The following is a 19,546-nucleotide window of genomic DNA, read 5'->3' on the forward strand; positions in this document are numbered from 1 at the left end:
AAGCGTGAAAATGAGATCCTATACATGTGTAAAAAATAACCCCTAAATTAAAGAAAATTAACGAGATTAACGACGACTAAGCGACACAAAAATCAGAGTATTTATGCTATAATTTACGGCTATATTTTAGTTTTTAGTTCAGTCTTTTGAATTAATAATTTTGCAAGTTTTACGACATATAAATGCAAGCGGCTTTACGTTTGTAGAATAAGGAGTATGCATGAGCGTATCGGAAATCAGACCGATTGCGATTGAGGATGAACTCAAGAACTCGTATCTTGACTATGCAATGAGCGTGATTGTTTCTCGTGCTTTGCCCGATGTTCGAGATGGTCTAAAGCCTGTTCATCGTCGTGTGCTTTATGCAATGCACGAATTGGGCAATGACTACAACAAAGCTTATAAAAAGTCTGCCCGTGTGGTTGGTGATGTAATCGGTAAATATCACCCGCATGGTGATTCTGCTGTGTATGAAACCATCGTTCGTATGGCTCAAGACTTTAGCTTGCGTTATCAATTAGTTGATGGTCAGGGGAACTTTGGTTCGGTCGATGGTGATAGCGCAGCTGCGATGCGTTATACCGAAGTGCGTATGCGGAAGTTGACTCATGAAATCTTGGCCGATCTTGAAAAAGATACGGTGGATTGGGAAGACAACTACGACGGTTCTGAGCGTATTCCTCAAGTCATGCCGACGCGTATTCCAAATTTATTAATTAATGGGACGACAGGTATTGCTGTGGGTATGGCGACCAATATGGCGCCACACAACATGACTGAAGTGGTGAACGCTTGTTTGGCTTATGCTGAAAACCCAAATATTTCAATCGAAGGGTTGATGGAATATATTTCGGGCCCAGATTTTCCTACAGGTGGCATTATTTACGGTAAAGCGGGTATTGTAGATGCTTACCGTACGGGTAAAGGTCGTTTGCACATTCGTGGTAAATACCATTTTGAGGAAGACCCAAAAACAGGTCGTACCACGATCGTGTTTACCGAGATTCCGTATCAAGTCAACAAAGCGAAAACCATTGAGCGTATTGCTGAACTGGTAAAAGAGAAAAAACTTGAAGGTATTTCAGAGCTACGTGACGAATCTGATAAAGAGGGTATGCGTATTGCCATTGACTTGAAGCGTGGTGAAAACGCTGAGGTTGTGGTGAATAATCTGTTCCAAAATACACAGCTTGAAAACTCATTCAGCATTAACATGGTCTGCCTAGATAATGGTCAGCCAAAGTTAATGAATTTGAAAGACATTGTTGCGGCATTTATTCGTCACCGCCAAGAAGTGGTGACACGTCGTACGATGTATGAGTTACGCAAAGCACGTGAACGTGGTCATATCTTAGAAGGTTTGACTGTTGCACTTGCAAATATTGATGCAATCATCGAAACTATCAAGACATCAGCAAATCCATCTGAAGCACGTGAGCGTTTGCAAGCAGGTGAATGGGCAGCAGGCAATGTAATTGCATTGCTTGAAAAAGCAGGTTCAGTTTCTGTACGTCCAGATGAAATTGAAGGTGAGGATCCAAGTCGTCCGTTTGGTTTGGACGGCCAGATTTATCGTTTGTCACCTGCACAAGTGGGTGCGATTCTTGAACTTCGTTTACACCGTTTAACTGGTTTGGAACAAGACAAGTTACAAGCTGAATATACTGAAATTTTAGGTCAGATTGCTGAACTTACAGCGATTCTCAATGACTTTAATTTATTGATGGGCGTGATTAAAGAAGAGTTAGCTTTAATTTTGCAACAATATGGCGATGCGCGTCGTACCGCAATTGTTGAGTCGCGTATTGACTTCTCTCGTGAAGATTTAATCCCTGAGGAACAAGTCGTATTGACTGTTTCTAAAACAGGTTATGCAAAAACTCAACCGCTGTCAGATTATGCTGCGCAGCGTCGTGGTGGTCGTGGTAAGTCTGCGACATCAATGAAAGAAGATGATTACATTCAACACCTGATTGTGACATCGAACCACGCAACTGTGCTGTGTTTCACCGATGTAGGTAAAGTTTACCGTCTGAAAGTGTTTGAGGTGCCACAAGCGTCACGTGGTTCAAAAGGTCGCCCAATGGTGAACTTACTTCCATTGGATGCAGATGAAACGATTACAGCGATTCTTCCTGTGATTGATGCACCGAAGAAATTTAAAGAGCGCTTAGCTGACTTTAAAAACTTTGTTCGTAGCAATGTGGCGACATTACGTGAAAACAGTGTTTTTGAAGCGCACTATGAAGCACTGAAAGCGTCATTTGATGAATTGGCAGAAGATGCGGATGAACTATCTGATGCACTGCGTAAGCAATTGAAAGAGTTAGGTGTTGAGCTTTCAACATCGGATTTGGACAATGAAACGTTGGTGGAATTTGCTGATCTAGCAGAGAAAATGCGTAAGAATTTCTTTGTATTTATGGCAACGGCATCTGGTACAGTAAAACGTGTTGAACTTGAACAGTTTAGTAATGTTCGTTCAAATGGTTTACGCGCAATAGAGCTCAATGAAGAAGATACTTTAATTGGTGTAGCTATTACCGATGGCGAGCAACAAATCATGTTGTTCTCGAACGAAGGTAAAGCTATCCGTTTTGCTGAAACTGATGTTCGTGCAATGGGGCGTTCTGCTAAAGGTGTCCGTGGTATGCGAGTGACCATTGGTTCTGCTCAAGCGGATGAAGTGGAAGAGTCTGATTCGGAAGAAGATGATTCAGATGCAAACTTTATTAGTCGTATTGTTTCATTAGTGGTTGTGCCTGAAACTGGAGAAGTTTTATGTGCTTCTGCCAATGGCTATGGTAAACGTACACCAGTAGATGATTTCCCAACCAAGAAACGTGGTGGTAAGGGCGTAATCGCCATTAAGACCTCTGAGCGTAATGGCGAGCTTGTGGGTGCAGTAGCGATTGATGAAACCAAAGAATTGATGCTGATTTCTGATGGTGGCACTTTAGTACGTACCCGTGCTTCTGAAGTTGCGCAGACCGGTCGTAACGCTCAAGGTGTTCGTCTCATTCGTTTAGGTGAAAATGAAACCCTGGTAGGTGTTGAGGCGATTGAAGCAGTTGAAGATGAAGAGGAAATTTTAGACGAGTCCTTAGATACTGTTGAAGAAATGGTGGCTGATGACACAAATCTAGAAGTACCTGAGAATTCAAGTGATTTGAATACACCAAATGAAGAATAAGTGAATGAAAATGAAAAGGGCGCTTCGGCGTCCTTTTTTATACAAACAATACAGCGATTGTTGGGAAAGATTATGAAGCTAAAATTATTGATACTAGGCTGTGCATTGGCTTTAACAGCTTGTGATAAATTGGGACAAAAAGCATTAGACTCAATTCCAAATCCGAGTCCTGTACAGGAAAAAGTGGCTCAAGACGCCTATCAAGCTTTTACTCGAGGTGATTTTCCACAGCTCTATACTTATTTTGAGCCAGAGTTACAGCGTGAATTTAAAACTCATGAAAAAGACATGCGTAAGTTCGCAAAAACCATTCCTAAACAAGCTATTACGACTCAAAAAATTGTATCGAAACACATTGAGAAATCTACAGAAAAACCGAGCTTATATGCTGTAACGTATGAATATGCTTATAGCAATAAAAACCTAGTTCAGTATGATGTTGGTTTTGACAAAGCAGGCGGAAGTACAAAAATTCGTAGTTTTGATGTGAAACTTTATGGGGCTTCAACGGATTAACAACTGAGACTAGAGTATTTGAGGCATCGGTGTTTAGCGGTGTCTTAGACGCCAATAGGCAAGACCTGAACATACCAGACCAAACACAAATAGGTATAGGAGTTTGGGGAGAACAAGAGCAGTTGGTACACCCATTTGGTTGAGTTGGATAAACATTTGAATCCCTTGGGTGGAAGGTAAAATGTGACCTAAATATTGTATCCATGTTGGCATTGCAGCATGTGGCCATGCTGTACCTGAGAGTAGAAATAGCGGAATAGACGTAAATACAATGACATGTCCTGCACGCTCAGGCATATCGAAAAATGTTGAAATCAACATGCCTAAAGCCACGATACAGCCTATAAAAATCGGTACAGCCAGTAGCATGCCGCTAAAATTCCCTCCATGTGGGTAGTCATTGATCCAGTAAACAAAACCGAATAGATATAAACAACCGAGCATACCAATGGTCAAAATGGCTGAAAAAATAGCAAAAAACTCAGTTGTCGTTGGTCGCCATTTTTGTTCGCGATATCCAGCCAATAACATGCCTAAACCAAGCACGATGGTTTGATGAATAATCAACGGGGCTATCGCTGGAAAAATATAGCTGCCGTAGCCCGACATGGTGTTAAACAGCGGTGTTTGATGAATAGAAATAGCGGGTGAGAAGTGCGCGATATTACCAAATTTTTCCACATGCTCGCGTACAGCATTTTCAATTGAGGTCGCGAGCCCTAATCCAATTTGCTTGGTTTTTAAAAAATTTGCTGCACTGAGATATAGTCCAATTCCACCGACTTCTCCATGCCGAAGACTATTGGAAAGATTCTCAGGTAAAAGCAAAATGCCATCGGCTTGCTGCTGTTTAATCATGTTCTCAGCTTCAAGGAAATTGCCTGTGACAGCTTTAACTTCAACATTTGGACTGAGCGAAACCTGTTGAATAATGTTATTTGTCACAATACTTTGCTCTTCATCCACAATTATAATGGGCAAAGCTTCTGCTTGTTGTGCTTTGTAGGCAGTTGGATAGAAAACACTATAAAAAATCACTGAGAGGATGAGTGTGGTTAGAATCGACTGATTGGCAATGATGTCTTTAAATGTCTTGAGGTAATAGTGCAAAAATAACTTCATGACGCTACTCCTTTGATCCGTTTTTTGAGCAGTAGGACAGAGGTCACAGCGTAAAAGACCACATAAAGGATCAGAATGAATAAAGGCAACAGTGATGAGCTGATTGGGCTACCAATGACCCATTGTTCGGTTTGTAGTTTGGCATAGGGTGTATAAGGGATAATATTGGCCCAGAATTTGGTAAACAGTGGAGCGTTATTTAAGGGGAGGGTCACTCCTGCAAAACTGAGTGATGAGCCTCCATAGACTGCAATTAAACCAAAGGTTTTAGATAAATTATTGGTGGCTAAAACAATGCTGCTACTGATTAAGGCATAGGCACTATAAAATAAAAGCTGTGCCAGCATGATCAACCAAAGTTGACCTGCAACAAACCAACCACGAATTTCGATTAACCAAAACATCCAAGCCCATGTCCAAAGACTAAAAATGAGTACATAGGTCAGGTTTTTAGAGAGAATAGCTGTAAAAGCCGATTGTTTGTTTAGCCAATTTTGTGCTGTCTGGAACTTAAATTCCTGACCAACTGAGAATGCGACACAGCAACAGAGCAGTAAATGCAAAATCGCAGGAATCATAAAAGGTTCTAAATAGAACTCATAACTCAAGTTTGGGTTATATAAGGTCGAGACTTTAACGTGGGGTGTCGGTATATCTAAGTAAGGAGTGATATTTTCTAAATAACTTTCACCAGCATAGTCTGCCATGGCTTCAACTGTGCTGACTAACATGGCTGATGAAATGGTGTTACCCACACTAAAGTAACTTTGGTTATAGGCAATGCTTATTTCAGCATCTTTAGCTTGCACAAAACGTTGTTCGGCACCATTGGGGATACTGACATAGCCCCAAATTTTGGTTTGGTTCAGTAACTTTTCGACTTCTGTGTTTTGATCGCTGATGATGACTACATCTAAAGTATGGTTGAGTCTTAAGTAGCGTTGTATATTTTGGCTTAGCTCACTTTGGTCTTGGTCAATAATTGCAATAGGCAAATGTTCAGGCTTGCCTTGGGCAAACATGCTGGAAAACAACACGATAATAAACAGTGGGGCAAGCGTAACTAAACATAAATCCCACTTATGTTTAAGTAAATAATTCAGTTCCCGCAGTAGCCCAATTAGCATTATTTGCTCTCTTTGACTTTAAACAGCACACTCATGCCGACTTTTAAGTCAGGAATGTCTTGGGCAGGGGTTAAATGAAGTTTAAAACTGCGAATGTCGTAGCCCCCTGTTTGACGGGTGGTTTTAATGGTTGCAAATTCACCTTCGGCATCAATACTTTTAATATCAAAGTTGGCGTTTAGGTTTAAGGCTGGAATAAAGCCTTGAATTTGTTTTGCTTGGTAAATGTTGGCATATTGGTCTTCACGAACGTTGAGTGACACCCAAAGCTCGCGATCTTGAATAATACTCACAATCGGCACACCCATTGCTACTAGCTCGGAAGGCTTACCATAAGTTTTAGATACGGTGCCATTAATTGGCGAGAGTAGTTTGGTTTCGGCTTCAAGCGCATTCGCTTCTGCAACTGCTGCTTTTGCAATTTGAACTTGTGCATCGGCTGAGCTTTTCTGTTGTGGTGTACTGCCACGCTGTGCACGTTCATATTGTTGATATGCCGCTTCTGTCATTTGAGTCGCAGACTGAGCAGCAGCATGCATTTCATCACGACGTTGGCGTGAAATAACACCTTGTTGGTATAAGTTAGCCCCACGTTGATAGGTGGTTTTCGCTAAGTTTTGCTGTGCTTTGAGCGCTTGCCAGTTGGCATACAAACTGGCAATATTTTCTTCCTGAGAACCACGGTCAGCGGTGGATTGTAGTGCTAAAGCGGCTTGTAAACTGGCAAGAGCTTGTTGTTTTTTTGCATCAACTTCTGGGCTGTACAGTCGAACGAGTTCTTGGTTTTTAGTGACCTTTTGTCCATCATGCACATAAATTTCTTCGATTCGGCTTGGTACTTTGGTGCTTATATGAAGCGTTTCAGCTTCAACACGGCCTTGAATATCAACAGTTTTAGGTTGTTGATAGGCTTTCCAAAGACCAAAAGCAATTACGCCCAAAACTAGGATGAGTGCTACTGTGCCGACGACTTTAATTCTTTTTGACTTTTGATGTGTGTCGGTCGTATCTGATGATGAATTATCCTGATTTATTTTAGTCTGGGCTTGGTCTTCTCGTTGCTCTGTTGTTAACTCATCTTGTGAGGGCGCTATTTGATCTTCTACTGTTTCAGGTTTTTGTGGATCGGGCTGATTTTGATCTTGATTCATTAAATGGCTCTCATCAAAGAATTAACGAATAAATCGTGTATTGGGTTGTAGAAGATAGGTTTGAAATTGATCAATCGAACCGTGGCTCTGTAATAATGTTGCCAGTGACATGACATATTTATAGGCGTTGAGTGCAGTTTCTGCTTTTAGAGCACTCAGCATGTTTTGTGCATCAATCACCTGAGTGGCGGTACCCATATCTTCTTTAAAGGACAGTTCTTGTATACGTAAATTTTCTTGCGCTGCTTTTATATTTTGCTGCAATAGCTGATCACTTTGCTGCGCTGTGGTGGCTTCGCTATACGATTTATAAATTACATTTTCAATTTCTTGCTTGGTTCGTGCTGTCATCAATTCAGAAGCATAGCGTTGTAACTCTGCTGCTTGGACATTTTTATTTTTATCAATGCCTGAGAACAGATTGTACTGTGCGGCTAAACCAATAATCCAGTTGTTTTTATCATCTAAACTATATTCACCGAAGGCAAAAATATGCGGTTTTTTGGCGGCATTTTGTACCTTAACATTGGCTTGAGCCAGTTGCGTATCCATTTGCATTTTCTGTACTAAAGCAGAGTGATCTGTATACGATTTGAGTAGTGCATTCAAATCTTGATTTTGTGTACTGTTAATGAACAATGGTGTGGTTAATTCTGTAATTTGGCTGCTTTGTAAGAGATTATTCAGTTGAAATAAACTGGCTTTTAAATTGGATTGGCTCGCTTGTTCACTCCGCTGGGCATTGTTTTTTGCCACTTCAAACTGCATGCGTTGACCTTTACTGATAAAACCTTGTTGTTCAAGCTTGAGTGCATTGTTGTAATGTTTTTGCATGGACAGCAAATTATATTGACTAGAGCTCAATAGTTGCTGTTGCAGTTGAACATTGAAATAGGCTTGAATCAATTCAAAGCGTTGTAGGTCTTGCTGTTGTTTTGTATTGAGTTCGCTACGTTTGGCCTTAATGTTGGCGACTTGTTTTGCACTTGAGGTTAATCCACCTGTATAAAGTGGCATCATTGCTGAAATGCTCGGGCGAATGACTTGATCTTCTAAAGTGACCTGTGAACTGTCTGGAATCAGTCCTACGCCTTGATGGATGGTCTGATCAATACCTTGTTGTAGACCGCTTAAATCGCCTAAATTAGGGTTTGAATTTTGCCATTGATCAATTTGTGTGGCTACACCATCAGACAGTGTTTGTTCTAAATTATTTTTGAGTGCTCCAAGCGGTATATCAAGCTCATTATGAAAGGCATAAGCACGTACGTTCAGATCGACACGAGGTAACCCCAAGCCTTTCACTGCTTCGGCTTCAAGTTTTGACGCTTGCTGTAAGGCTTGAGTGGCTTGTGTGCTATAAGAATCTTGTAACACATTTTGTTCAGCTTGCTGGTAGCTGATGGACGCTGCAAAAGCAGTAGAGTTAGTGCCAAAACTAAAAGCTAACATGCTGAATGATAAGATTGATGGCAGTGATATACGCAATGAGAATTTGTTGGTCGGTGTGTTAAGCATGTTGGATAGTCTTTGTGGCATGGACACGACTCTTTTCTATGTTTTGCACATTATACGCATAATCTAGTTATGCTGAATGTTGACTCAGTTATTGAATTGTTTAATTTGCAAATGTATATCAATAGATTAGCGATATTTTTACACAAAATAAATGCATTTGCCTTGGCGTAGATAAATGGCTGATACCTTTCTGTAGGGGATGTGGCTTATGGTTCGTTAAAATTGGAGTGTTGATCTCGATTGAATTTTTGACTGTAAAGGTGAGACAACATTGAAATTTTTCCGTTGAATTTACTGCAAGCCCCGTCTATCTGTGGTTAAATGCCATCATTTTATTGTGTTTCACTTTGAAAGGAAAAATCATGCGCGCGTACAACTTCTGTGCTGGTCCTGCTGCATTACCTACTGCCGTTTTAGAAAAAGCTCAAGCTGAAATTCTTGATTGGCAAGGCAAGGGTCTTTCCATCATGGAAATGAGTCACCGTAGTAAAGACTATGTTGCAGTTGCGGAAAAAGCAGAGGCAGACTTACGCAAACTCATGAACATTCCAGAAAATTACAAGGTATTGTTCCTTCAAGGGGGAGCATCACTTCAGTTTTCTGCGATTCCTTTAAACTTGTTGGGTAAAAACAGCAAAGCGGATTATATTCATACGGGAATTTGGTCTGAAAAAGCGTTGAAAGAAGCGCAGCGCTATGGTGATATCAATGTCGTTGAAGCGGGCACGCAGATTGATGGAAAACTAGCGATTGCAGACGCAAGCACTTGGAACTTGTCCCAAGATGCGGCTTATGTGCACTATGTAGACAATGAAACCATTGGCGGTCTTCAGTTTGCGAGTGTTCCAAAAGCTAATGCTCCACTGGTTTCAGATTTCTCTTCAAGTATTTTGTCTGCACCAGTTGATGTTACTCAATTTGGGATGATTTATGCAGGTGCGCAGAAGAACATTGGCCCTGCGGGTTTAACCTTAGTGATTGTTCGTGAAGATCTGCTAGATCAAGCTAAACCTGAAATTCCAAGTATTTTGAAATATTCTTCACAAGCGAAGAATGATTCAATGGTAAATACACCATCAACTTATGCATGGTATTTATCTGGTTTGGTGTTTGAGTGGTTGCTTGAACAAGGTGGTGTCGAAGCAATTCATAAAGTGAACCTTGCAAAAGCAAATCTGCTGTATGGTTATATTGACTCAAGCGATTTCTATGCAAATCCAATTGCTGTGCAAAACCGTTCGATTATGAACGTACCATTTACTTTGGCGAATCCTGATCTAGAGAAGTTATTCCTTAAAGAAGCTGAAGAAAACCATTTGTTGAATCTTGCAGGTCACCGCTCAGTTGGTGGGATGCGCGCAAGTATTTATAACGCGGTTCCATTAGAAGGCGTTCAAGCACTTGTGAACTTTATGGATGACTTTGCGAAACGCAATGCTTAAGTCATAGAGCCATAAAAGCCAACTTAAAAGTTGTAATGCCAGTCAGTTCAGAAACTGATTGGCATTTTCTTTTAGACTTTATCAGATACGCGGAAGCGTCATCTGCAACCTGCCTAACTTTTGGCTTGGGCTGTTTTTTTAACAAAAGTTGTTCAAACGACGCAAGTGAACAGGTTTTGCGGATGACAAATGTTTTCCTTGCGAAGCTTCGCTTCTCATTTGGCTAAACAAAAGAACAGAACGAACTCCAAAAATTGATTTAGAACAGTAAGACTCCGTTGAGAATAGCCCAACAGTAAATGCATTTACTGATCAGCCGTACATCGCTTGATGGGCTTTTTTTATTGGTTTTTTCACACATTATCTAAAAGAATCGTGACATTTTAGTGTCATGCCAATGAATGATTCCTTTTAGGTATTGCCTAGTACGGACGTCCACCAGCAAGACTAATCCGTTTCAGTAAGCGACGTTGATCGACGGGAAAGGGGCGGCGTGAGTGCAAAGTCACTTGATTATCCCAAAAAACAATATCACCTGTTTCCCAATGATGCTCATAACGAAACTCTGGTTTCAATATGTGCGCACGAAGTTCAGCAATCAATTCACTGCCTGTCGTATCATTGACATTGACCAATTCAACTTCCGAACGCGTATTTAACCAAAGTGCTTTTCGCCCAGATTCTGGATGTGTGCGGACTAAAGGATGTGGATAGGCATGCCCTAAAATCGGTTGATCTTTAAAACGATAATAAGGTGAGTCTGCATAACCCGAATTGCCTGTATTGCTCTGCGCACGGACGAATGGGTTATAAGTAATCAGCTGTAGCTGGTCGATTTGTTTTTTGACATCATCGGAAAGCGCATCATAGGCTTTGATGGTATTGAACCATGATGTTTGTCCGCCATCTCGAGGAAGCTCAAGGGCGTAGAGCAGAGAGCCAAAAGAGGGAAGAGGTGTCCACTGGTGATCCGCATGTGGGGTGAGTTCGCCGTGACCTGTGTAGTCGCCTTGCCCAACTGCATTAGAGACAGGAACCACATCGGGGGGGACGCCTGTGTCGGACTGGCTGGCGAGTACCGGATTGTCTGCACTTGGGCGAAAAATAGAGCCAAAATAACTGGCAAAGGCTAAATATTGTAGATCATCCAGAGTTTGATTTTTAAAAATTAAAATCAGGTGTTCAGCCAAAGCTTGTTTTAAGCGATAGATGGTTTCTCCTGCTTGGGCTTTACGGGCATCTAAACCCAAAACCACCGCGCCTAAGGCTTCTTTCGCAAGTGGGATAATGTGTATTTCTTCTGGGTTTTGAAATTGTTCAGGTTGATGCCAACGTGGGGCATCATGAATTGCTTGTGAAAGTTGGGTTAATGCGGTCATGTTGATTATTTTCTCTAGATATGGGGTCTAGAGAAAATGTAGTCAATATATGTACAAGCTTAAAATTAAAAGAAATTCTAAGCTTATGAGAAAAATGCTAAAGCAATGATTATTTTACTTTTTATTTAAAACGAAATATGTAGTTCAAAATGTGCAGATTTAATGTGCGCAAAATGCCTGATTAAAATACTCAAACAGGTCTGGCGTATTGAACCAAAGAGCAATGGATAAGCCGAATAGTGCAACCATTGCAAGACCAATACTACACTTCAGCCATAAAAATGAATTAGTCATGGACAACTGCCTTTTCATCGACAAAGAAATGTACCAGTACACCCAACACACTCAGGGCGATAGAGAACAACCAAATCAAGTCGTAATTACCTGTAACGTCATGATTCACACCACCTAGCCAGCCACCGAAAAATGAACCGACTTGATGGGTAAAGAACACAATACCACTCAACATGCTCAGGTACTTAATACCAAACATATTGGCCACAATACCGTTAGTTAAAGGTACGGTAGATAACCATAATAAACCCATCACGACGCCAAAGCTATAGATGGTGAGTGTGCTCAGCGGTAGCAACAAGAAGGCAATAATCGCAATGCCACGGAGCCCATATAAACCCATGAGTAACTTCGGTTTGGAATATTTACCGCCTAGCCAACCTGCGGTATATGTGCCGACAATATTGAATAAACCGACCAATGCCAAGAACACTGTTCCTGTGGTGGCATTAAAACCATGATCAATCAAATACCCAGGTAAATGGATACCAATAAACACAACTTGGAAACCACATACTAAAAAACCGAGTGCTAAAAACCAAAACGGTTTATGGTTTTTAGCAATGATGAGGATATCTTTAAAGCTGAGTTGAACTTGGTTGGTTGGTGCATTGGCTACAACAAAAGCAGGGGCTTTGAGCATCCAGGCTAAGGGCACAATAAATGCGATCAAAATGGCACTCACGACCAATGCCGCCGACCAGCCATAGTTTTGTAGTAGAAGCAGAGTGGAGGGCAGCATAATGAACTGACCAAACGAACCTGCTGCACTGGCAATCCCCATAGCAAGGCTACGTTTTTCAGGTGGTGCAGCACGCCCCACCGCAGACAAGAGTACCGAAAAAGAGGTGGCAGATAATGCTAAACCTAAAATAAGGCCGACACTTAGGTTGAGTAGCCAACCTGTGGAGCTGATCGCCATCAGGAGTAATCCGATGGTATACAGAACACCACCAATAGCTACGACAATTTTAGACCCGTACTTATCAGCTAAGGCTCCTGTAAAGGGTTGTGCAGCGCCCCAAATCAGGTTTTGCATGGCAATAGCCAAACTAAAAACATTATGTCCCCAACCAAATTCATTGCTCATAGGAACAAGGTAGAGTCCAAAACCATGCCGAACACCGAGTGAAAGTGCCAAAATCATGGCACTGCCAATGAGCATATAAATCAAAGGTTTGGAAAATTGACTCTGAGACATACGTTAGATGCGCAATGAAGATAAGAATAGTCGCTATTGTACGTAATATATCGAAGTAATTCGATATTTGAATGAATTATTTGAAAAGTGTTATAAAAAATTTGGGTCATTAGGTAGAAGTTGCCCTGACCTGAATGTATCAATTAGCCTGCTTCCAAAGGGAAAAGATGCTTACATATCTCATTTGTAAACTGAGCTAGACAGAACTGTGGTGCATCTAAAGGAAAATGAGATGTGTAGTGCATGTTTAAACAGAGACTTTGCCTACTTTGGGCTAAACAAAAGTAGGCAAAGGATTAAATTGAATGAGAACTCGATATTCAGATGAAATTAGTATTTATAATCGAGTTGTAACCAGAATTTATCGGTATTTACGCCATAGTCTTCAGCTTGATAGCTTGAAAATTTGCCGAGTGCGGACAAACCTTTGAGTGGAAGAGGGTGGGTAAATGACACAGCAAACTCTTGTCCATAATCCATATTTTTTTCATCGCTACGATAATGGTGATATTCCGTACCTAGCTTGCCTTGCTTTAAAATATTAAGGTTTGAGCTGAGGTACAAATCAGTTAGACCATTTGCAGGTGTATTGAGAAAAACATCTGTCCAACCATTAAATTTATGTTTCGTTGCTAAAGGGGTTTGAAAGCCAATTTTTCCGTCATCACTTCCGAGGACTTCGTAGCCAATTGCAATTTCACCTAATGGTTTAGCTGCACCTACGTTATAGCCAAGTTCGAAGGTATAATAGTCTGCATCATAAGATGTTGGTTGGTCAGCATATTCAGATTGTTTGGCATATTCAGCCACATAACGTAAATTTTTATTTTTGCCTGTTAAACGTAGACCATAGGTTTGATTTGACCACGCTGGTAAGTCTTCAAAATCCATGAAATAACCATAAGCTGTAGCATTCAATAGTGGATTGTAATTAAATTTGGCTTGAATTAAGTGAATTTCACTGTCTTGTTCGCCATCTTGAGCGGCTACATATTTGGGCTTTGGCTCTTCACTTCCAAAAATGGTATTGACCTGATCTATGTATGCATAATACAAGCCCAACTGTTGTGTTGGCTTAATATTTAAACTGACTGCATCGAAAGTTTGGTCGTTTTGACGCCATGCAACAGAACCCACAAAACGTTGATTATCTAGATTAATTACTTGACGACCAACCGTTAAATCGGCCTTAGGACTATAAACGTACTTTAAATAAAGCTGATTTAATTGTAGGTTTTCAGGGTCAGGTACACTGCTATAACCTGTTTCAGCATTACGTGTACTGTTAAAATGATCATTAAGTTCAAGTGTTCCTTCACCTTGCACAAAGCCGCTTAATCCATGCCAACTGCCTGTTTGTAGTGCAGGACGAATGCGGAGAGTAAAAGCTTCTGCGTTATCAAGTTTATTATCTTGATCTACCATTTCATAGCGTAAGCGCGTGTCTAGTGAAAACTTGGTTTGTGATAAAAAGTTATCGGCTGCATAGGATGTCGTTGCTGAAATGCAGGCAAGTGAAAGCGCAGAGAGAGTACGTAATTTCATAGAAATTCCCCTGATTTTTTTTAAAGATAAGTTTAGAAAGTTAGGGTGATGGTGTGTCTTCACCATCACCCTAGAAAAGGCATGAAAGTTTAAGAGGCGAGGCTATTGCGTTCTAAGACAGCTTGTTCAAATAATTGTTTTTCTTTTGCTTTATGTTCAACTGAGAAGCGAATTAGAATTACGCTAAATGCAGCTACAGTGACCAAACCACCTAAAATAAACAGGCAAGTCTGAACATCTAATACACCTTTAAGTAAGAAGCCTGCAGCAACAGCACCCACGTTACCACCAGCACCAATAATGCCTGCTACACCACCTAGAGCATCACGATCAATGAAAGGAACCAGAGCGTAGGTTGCACCACATGCCATGTGGGTAAACAGGGCGAAAACGGTCATGCTAATAATGGCAAGCATTGCTGTATTCATCTGTGAGAATACGATTAAGAATAAGCCTTCAAGTAAAACCAATAAGAATAGTACTTTAGTGCGACCATCTAGACCTTTAGAGATAGCAACTTTGTCAGATACGATACCCCCTAAAGCGCGTGCAAATAATGCAAGTAAACCAAAGATACCAGCAGCTAAGCCTGCTTCTTTTAAGCCCATGTTAAAGTGATCGGTATAGTACATTGCTGCAATATTGTGGATGAAAATCTCAATACCGAAACATGCTCCATACGATACAAATAGGATCCATACACGGTAGTTACGAGCAGCTTGAAGTAAAATTGCTGTTCCACCTTTTTTACCGCTACCCACTTCAATTCCTTGAGCGCGAAGTTCTTTAAAGTTCCCTTGTGGACAGTCTTGAGTAAATTTCCAATACAGCATCCCAACGATCACCATCATGATCCCTGGTACAAGGAGGGCAATACGCCAGCCCATTGCTTGTTCAACACCAAACATTAGGATTGCACCCAGAATAAGTGGCATTAATGCTTGAGTTGCGCCTCCACCTGCATTGCCCCAGCCAGCAGCCGCAGCATTTGCAGTACCTACTACGTTGGGTGCAAACATCACACTAGTATGGTATTGGGTAATAACAAAACTTGCTCCAATTGCACCAATCAGCAAGCGGAAGAATAAAAATGATTCATAGGTATTGGCAGAAGCAACACCAAACACAGGAATGCTGCCTAATATTAGAAGTGCTGTATACGTTTTTCTAGGGCCATATTTATCACATAATGGACCAACAATAAGACGGATTAGAATGGTAATGGCAACCGCAGCAATATTAATATTCGCGATTTGGTCTTTGGTTAAATTAAATTCGCCTTTAATCACAGGCATCAGCGGTGCACAGGCAAACCATGCGAAGAAACAAACAAAGAATGCAAGCCAAGTCATATGGAAAGCGCGCATTGCTGGCGTGGAGAAACTAAAGAGTTTTATTTGTGTTGCTTTTTTTGCTTCGCGATTAATTGTTGAAGACATAAGCCATCCCCTGAACTGAACGTAAAAGTGATTGCAAATAAAAGATAATTTGCAAACCGATCAGAACGGACATCTTTGGCCGTCTATATAGTTGAGGAATCTACGTTGATTTCTCATGTTGTCTAAAAAGCAAACAGTATGCCAACACATAAAATAAATGAAAAAAATCGGCTTTATTGGCGATAGAACGCGTTTTTAGTGGGATGTTTAAACATTTTCGTTGGGGGGAGGGAGTGTCTTAATCACAGTTTGTGGATGTGATTTAATGATCAAAAATAATTCGTATGAAAAAATGGTCAATAAAAATGCATCATAAAAATGCATATTCTAAAATAATTTGATGATGTGCATCTTCATAACACTCCATGATTCATCATAATCCTCATGGAGTATTTGAGGTTCAAATATGTAAGCTTAGAAGCGATAACCTAGGCCTGCATAGGCAAGAATCGGGTTAATTTCGATATCTGCTTTTGATTTAATCAACTCGCCATGCGTGGCATCTTTTACTGTAATAGTCGTTTCATTTTTAAGATGGGCATAAGATACAGAACCCACTGCAAACCATTTATCATTAAAGTCATAAGTGAAACCAACGGTTGCAATGGGAGCAAAAGCATCGGTTGCTTCCAACTCCACTTTAGGGTCCGCTGAACTGGTTTTACCCTCAAGTGATGCGCCTGCATTACCTTCTTTAATATTGGCAATCATATGACCTGCTGCAATGAGATCTTTCTCTGTTTGCGGGTTAATTTCCAACTCATTAAAGTAAGCGTACATCAACCCAACACCAACATAGGGGCGGAATTTATTTACCCCCGTTTTACCAAAGTGATATTGGAACTCGAAAGCAGGTGTCCATGCACGTGCTGATGCTGCTGGACCATTTGCTTCTAAGTCAGTAATGAAAATATCATTTTCAAGTTCTAGGTTTCCAAACACTCCGCCTAAGGGTTTCGCTATCGCAGAAAAAGGTGCATAAATTTTCCCTTTACCTTGTAAGTCAACTTTAGGTGGAATCCCAGCTTTCATTTCAAAAGAAATATTATCGGTAAAGAAGTAGTTGGTCATGATGCCAAGCGTTGTAACATCATCAGCTTCTAAACCAGTACCCGGATTATCCCAACTTTCTAGGCCGTGAATTTCGGCTGTGCCACTCAAGGCACTTGGAATGGTATCTAAAGTATTCAGAGCGACTTGTAAGACTGGTGAGGGGGTAAAGCCCTCTTTTAAATTGTCTTTTACCGTTTGGGATTGGACATCTCCGACTGTTGCTGTCTCACCTTCTTTAACGGCTGTATTGACACGGAAGGGTTGGGCTTTACCTTGTGGCATAACATGTAAAGCACCGACAGATACAGAGAAACGTTTAAATCCATCACCATCTTGTAGACTAAAATAAGGTGAATCTGCATGCGTGAGTATAGGTAAGGTAGCAATAGACGTTGCTACGCAAAGCAATGTTTTTTTCATTTTGGGACTCCATGTCCAATGAGCTATTCGTTTTTATAGAGCGTATTATTAAGCTTGCAATTAGAATAAAGCTGTTGTTTTTAAAGGATATGTGTTTTTGACATTTGTGAATGTCAAAATGAGATTTGTGTGATCGTGTTACTTAGTTGCACGCTTTGTTACAGAAAACTGATCCTGTTTGAACATGGATATTCAGGTGTTACAGCAACTAGTTAGCTGTAAATTAAGAAATAAATGTAAAGTAAAATGTTTAACCCGCCATAAAAAAGACCACCATGTGGTGGTCTTTTTGACAGTCGGCATTGTATTTCATGCCAATGACAGCATTTAAGCTTGAAAACGAGATAAATCTTCTTCAGGACGCGCTGTTAAGATTTCAGCGCCTGTTTTAGTCACTAAAATGGTATGCTCGTATTGTGCTGACAAACTATGATCTTTGGTGACGACTGTCCATTTATCGCCCAATAGTTTGGTTTTCCAGTCACCACCATTGACCATAGGTTCAATGGTAAAGGTCATGCCTTCTTCTAAAATCATGCCTGAGTTGGGTTGACCATAGTGTAAGACTTGAGGTTCGTCATGGAACACAGTCCCAATACCGTGACCACAGTATTCACGCACCACGCCAAAACGCTCTGATTCGACATATTGTTGAATGGCATGACCAATATCCCCAATGGTCGAACCTGGCTTCACTGTCGCTATTCCACGGTACATCGCTTCTTGTGCTACTTTACATAACCGATTCGCAAGAATAGAGGTTTCACCACCCACGATGTACATCATGTTGGTATCGCCGTGGAAACCATCTTTAATAACCGTCACATCAATATTTAAAATATCGCCTTTTTTCAACACTTTTGCATCTGACGGAATGCCGTGACAGACCACATGGTTTACTGAAGTACAAATCACATGTTGGAACGCAGGGCGACCCGGCGCTGCGCCGTAACCTAAACATGCTGGAATAGCGTCTTGTTTATTGACAATATAATCGTGACAAATCGTATCTAACTCAAGTGTAGTTACACCTGGTTTAATATGTGGCTTGATCATATCCAAGACTTCAGCCGCCAGTCGTCCAGCGACACGCATCTTTTCGATGTCTTCAGCGCTTTTGATGAGTCGACGGGGTGCTTCGTAAGTACTGTTCATGATCTCTAAAAACTTTTGGAAATTTGTGTGTGACTATGGTATAAATAGCCGCCCATTTTATCAAATGCTTTTTCGTGAATATATTTATGTCAAAGTGATGAATGGGCTTTAAAAATCCGCACATATATCGACACATTTCTCTGGGTGCCCTTTGGGGTGGAGGATGCGGATATATGGAGGCCTAACCCAAACTTTAAGGTAAAGAAAATGGCAGATTACAACGTAAGCATGCGCGACCTTCTTCAAGCAGGCGCACACTTCGGTCACCAAACACGTTTCTGGAATCCAAAGATGCGTCAATACATCTTTGGTGCGCGTAACAAAATTCACATCATCAACCTTGAGCACACTGTTCCTGCGTTAAATGATGCTTTGAACTTTGTTAACAACCTTGCTAGCAAAAAGAATAAAGTATTGTTTGTTGGTACTAAACGTGCTGCTTCTAACATCATCCGTGAACAAGCACAACGTGCTGGTCAACCTTATGTTGATCACCGTTGGTTAGGTGGTATGTTGACGAACTGGAAAACACTTCGCCAATCTATCAACCGTCTTAAAGACCTTCAAACTCAATCTCAAGATGGTACTTTCGCTAAGCTTACTAAACGTGAAGCTTTAGAGCGTACTCGTGAGATGGAAAAACTTGAACGCGCTTTAGGCGGTGTTAAGAACATGGGTGGTTTACCTGACGCATTATTCGTAATCGACGTTGATCACGAAGCTATTGCAATCAAAGAAGCTAAAAACCTTGGTATTCCTGTAATCGGTATCGTTGATACAAACTCTAACCCAGACAACGTAGACTACGTTATTCCGGGTAACGACGATGCGATCCGTGCAGTTACTCTTTATGCTTCTGCTATGGCTGATGCGATTCTTGCTGGTAAAGAATATGCTCAATCACAAGCAAATGCACAAGCTAAAGGCGAAGAAGCACCTGCTTCTGAGGCTTAATGCGTTTGACGTAAGCTTGTCATTTTTGCGACATGTG

Annotated in this window: 15 protein-coding genes; 4 read left to right on the forward strand and 11 right to left on the reverse strand. The window is 40.9% G+C overall.

Translation table 11 applies throughout. From position 1 onward, the window contains the following. The first annotated feature begins 220 nt into the window (after window positions 1–220). Together gyrA and GBI16_RS08215 are read left to right on the forward strand one after the other, a co-directional pair. Complete coding sequence (gene gyrA, locus GBI16_RS08210) at window positions 221–3,193, forward strand: DNA gyrase subunit A (protein WP_151706888.1); 2,973 nt, start codon at window positions 221–223, stop codon at window positions 3,191–3,193. A 72-nt stretch (window positions 3,194–3,265) separates the two neighbouring features. Continuing rightward, a complete protein-coding gene (locus GBI16_RS08215) occupies window positions 3,266–3,709 on the forward strand; it encodes a DUF3887 domain-containing protein (protein WP_119063211.1) in 444 nt (147 codons plus the stop codon). A 33-nt stretch (window positions 3,710–3,742) separates the two neighbouring features. On the opposite strand, the gene GBI16_RS08220 is transcribed toward GBI16_RS08215, so the two are convergent. Genes GBI16_RS08220 through GBI16_RS08235 form a run of 4 tightly spaced genes read right to left on the reverse strand, consistent with a single transcriptional unit; the run spans window position 3,743 to window position 8,561 of the window. Then, window positions 3,743–4,831, reverse strand: a complete 1,089-nt coding sequence (locus GBI16_RS08220) for an ABC transporter permease (RefSeq protein WP_151706889.1) — start codon at window positions 4,829–4,831, stop codon at window positions 3,743–3,745. After that, entirely contained in the window at window positions 4,828–5,958 is a 1,131-nt protein-coding gene (locus GBI16_RS08225) for an ABC transporter permease (protein ID WP_086207981.1), read from the reverse strand. Before GBI16_RS08225 ends, GBI16_RS08220 begins: the two co-directional genes overlap by 4 nt. Beyond that, window positions 5,958–7,109, reverse strand: coding sequence for an HlyD family secretion protein (locus tag GBI16_RS08230; RefSeq protein ID WP_151706890.1), 1,152 nt, complete (start codon window positions 7,107–7,109; stop codon window positions 5,958–5,960). Before GBI16_RS08230 ends, GBI16_RS08225 begins: the two co-directional genes overlap by 1 nt. A gap of 21 nt (window positions 7,110–7,130) precedes the next feature. Continuing rightward, entirely contained in the window at window positions 7,131–8,561 is a 1,431-nt protein-coding gene (locus GBI16_RS08235; RefSeq protein WP_228267825.1) for a TolC family protein, read from the reverse strand. A 428-nt stretch (window positions 8,562–8,989) separates the two neighbouring features. Here GBI16_RS08235 and serC point away from each other — a divergent pair, with 428 nt between their 5' ends. Beyond that, window positions 8,990–10,069, forward strand: a complete 1,080-nt coding sequence (gene serC / locus GBI16_RS08240) for a 3-phosphoserine/phosphohydroxythreonine transaminase (protein ID WP_086207978.1) — start codon at window positions 8,990–8,992, stop codon at window positions 10,067–10,069. A 422-nt stretch (window positions 10,070–10,491) separates the two neighbouring features. On the opposite strand, the gene GBI16_RS08245 is transcribed toward serC, so the two are convergent. The 7 genes from GBI16_RS08245 to map form a co-directional block, all read right to left on the reverse strand. After that, window positions 10,492–11,448 (reverse strand): TauD/TfdA family dioxygenase, encoded by a 957-nt coding sequence (locus tag GBI16_RS08245; RefSeq protein WP_151706892.1) that lies wholly within the window; start codon window positions 11,446–11,448, stop codon window positions 10,492–10,494. 159 nt (window positions 11,449–11,607) lie between these two features. Continuing rightward, the gene (locus tag GBI16_RS19040; RefSeq protein ID WP_265735888.1) at window positions 11,608–11,742 is read right to left on the reverse strand and encodes a hypothetical protein; all 135 of its coding nucleotides are present in this window, start codon (window positions 11,740–11,742) and stop codon (window positions 11,608–11,610) included. Beyond that, window positions 11,735–12,943, reverse strand: a complete 1,209-nt coding sequence (locus GBI16_RS08250; protein ID WP_151706893.1) for an MFS transporter — start codon at window positions 12,941–12,943, stop codon at window positions 11,735–11,737. Before GBI16_RS08250 ends, GBI16_RS19040 begins: the two co-directional genes overlap by 8 nt. 330 nt (window positions 12,944–13,273) lie before the next feature. Then, the gene (locus tag GBI16_RS08255) at window positions 13,274–14,488 is read right to left on the reverse strand and encodes an alginate export family protein (RefSeq protein ID WP_086207975.1); all 1,215 of its coding nucleotides are present in this window, start codon (window positions 14,486–14,488) and stop codon (window positions 13,274–13,276) included. A gap of 89 nt (window positions 14,489–14,577) precedes the next feature. After that, a complete protein-coding gene (locus GBI16_RS08260) occupies window positions 14,578–15,927 on the reverse strand; it encodes an MFS transporter (protein ID WP_086207974.1) in 1,350 nt (449 codons plus the stop codon). Between the two features lie 414 nt (window positions 15,928–16,341). Continuing rightward, complete coding sequence (locus GBI16_RS08265; protein WP_110974517.1) at window positions 16,342–17,400, reverse strand: OmpW family protein; 1,059 nt, start codon at window positions 17,398–17,400, stop codon at window positions 16,342–16,344. Between the two features lie 327 nt (window positions 17,401–17,727). Beyond that, window positions 17,728–18,555 (reverse strand): type I methionyl aminopeptidase, encoded by an 828-nt coding sequence (gene map / locus GBI16_RS08270; protein ID WP_086207972.1) that lies wholly within the window; start codon window positions 18,553–18,555, stop codon window positions 17,728–17,730. Window positions 18,556–18,762: 207 nt separating this feature from the next. Between map and rpsB the strand changes: the two genes are divergently transcribed. Beyond that, entirely contained in the window at window positions 18,763–19,509 is a 747-nt protein-coding gene (rpsB, locus tag GBI16_RS08275; RefSeq protein WP_086207971.1) for a 30S ribosomal protein S2, read from the forward strand. Window positions 19,510–19,546 lie beyond the last annotated feature (37 nt).

It is taken from the genome of Acinetobacter sp. TUM15064 (assembly GCF_008980265.1).
Taxonomy (GTDB): domain Bacteria; phylum Pseudomonadota; class Gammaproteobacteria; order Pseudomonadales; family Moraxellaceae; genus Acinetobacter.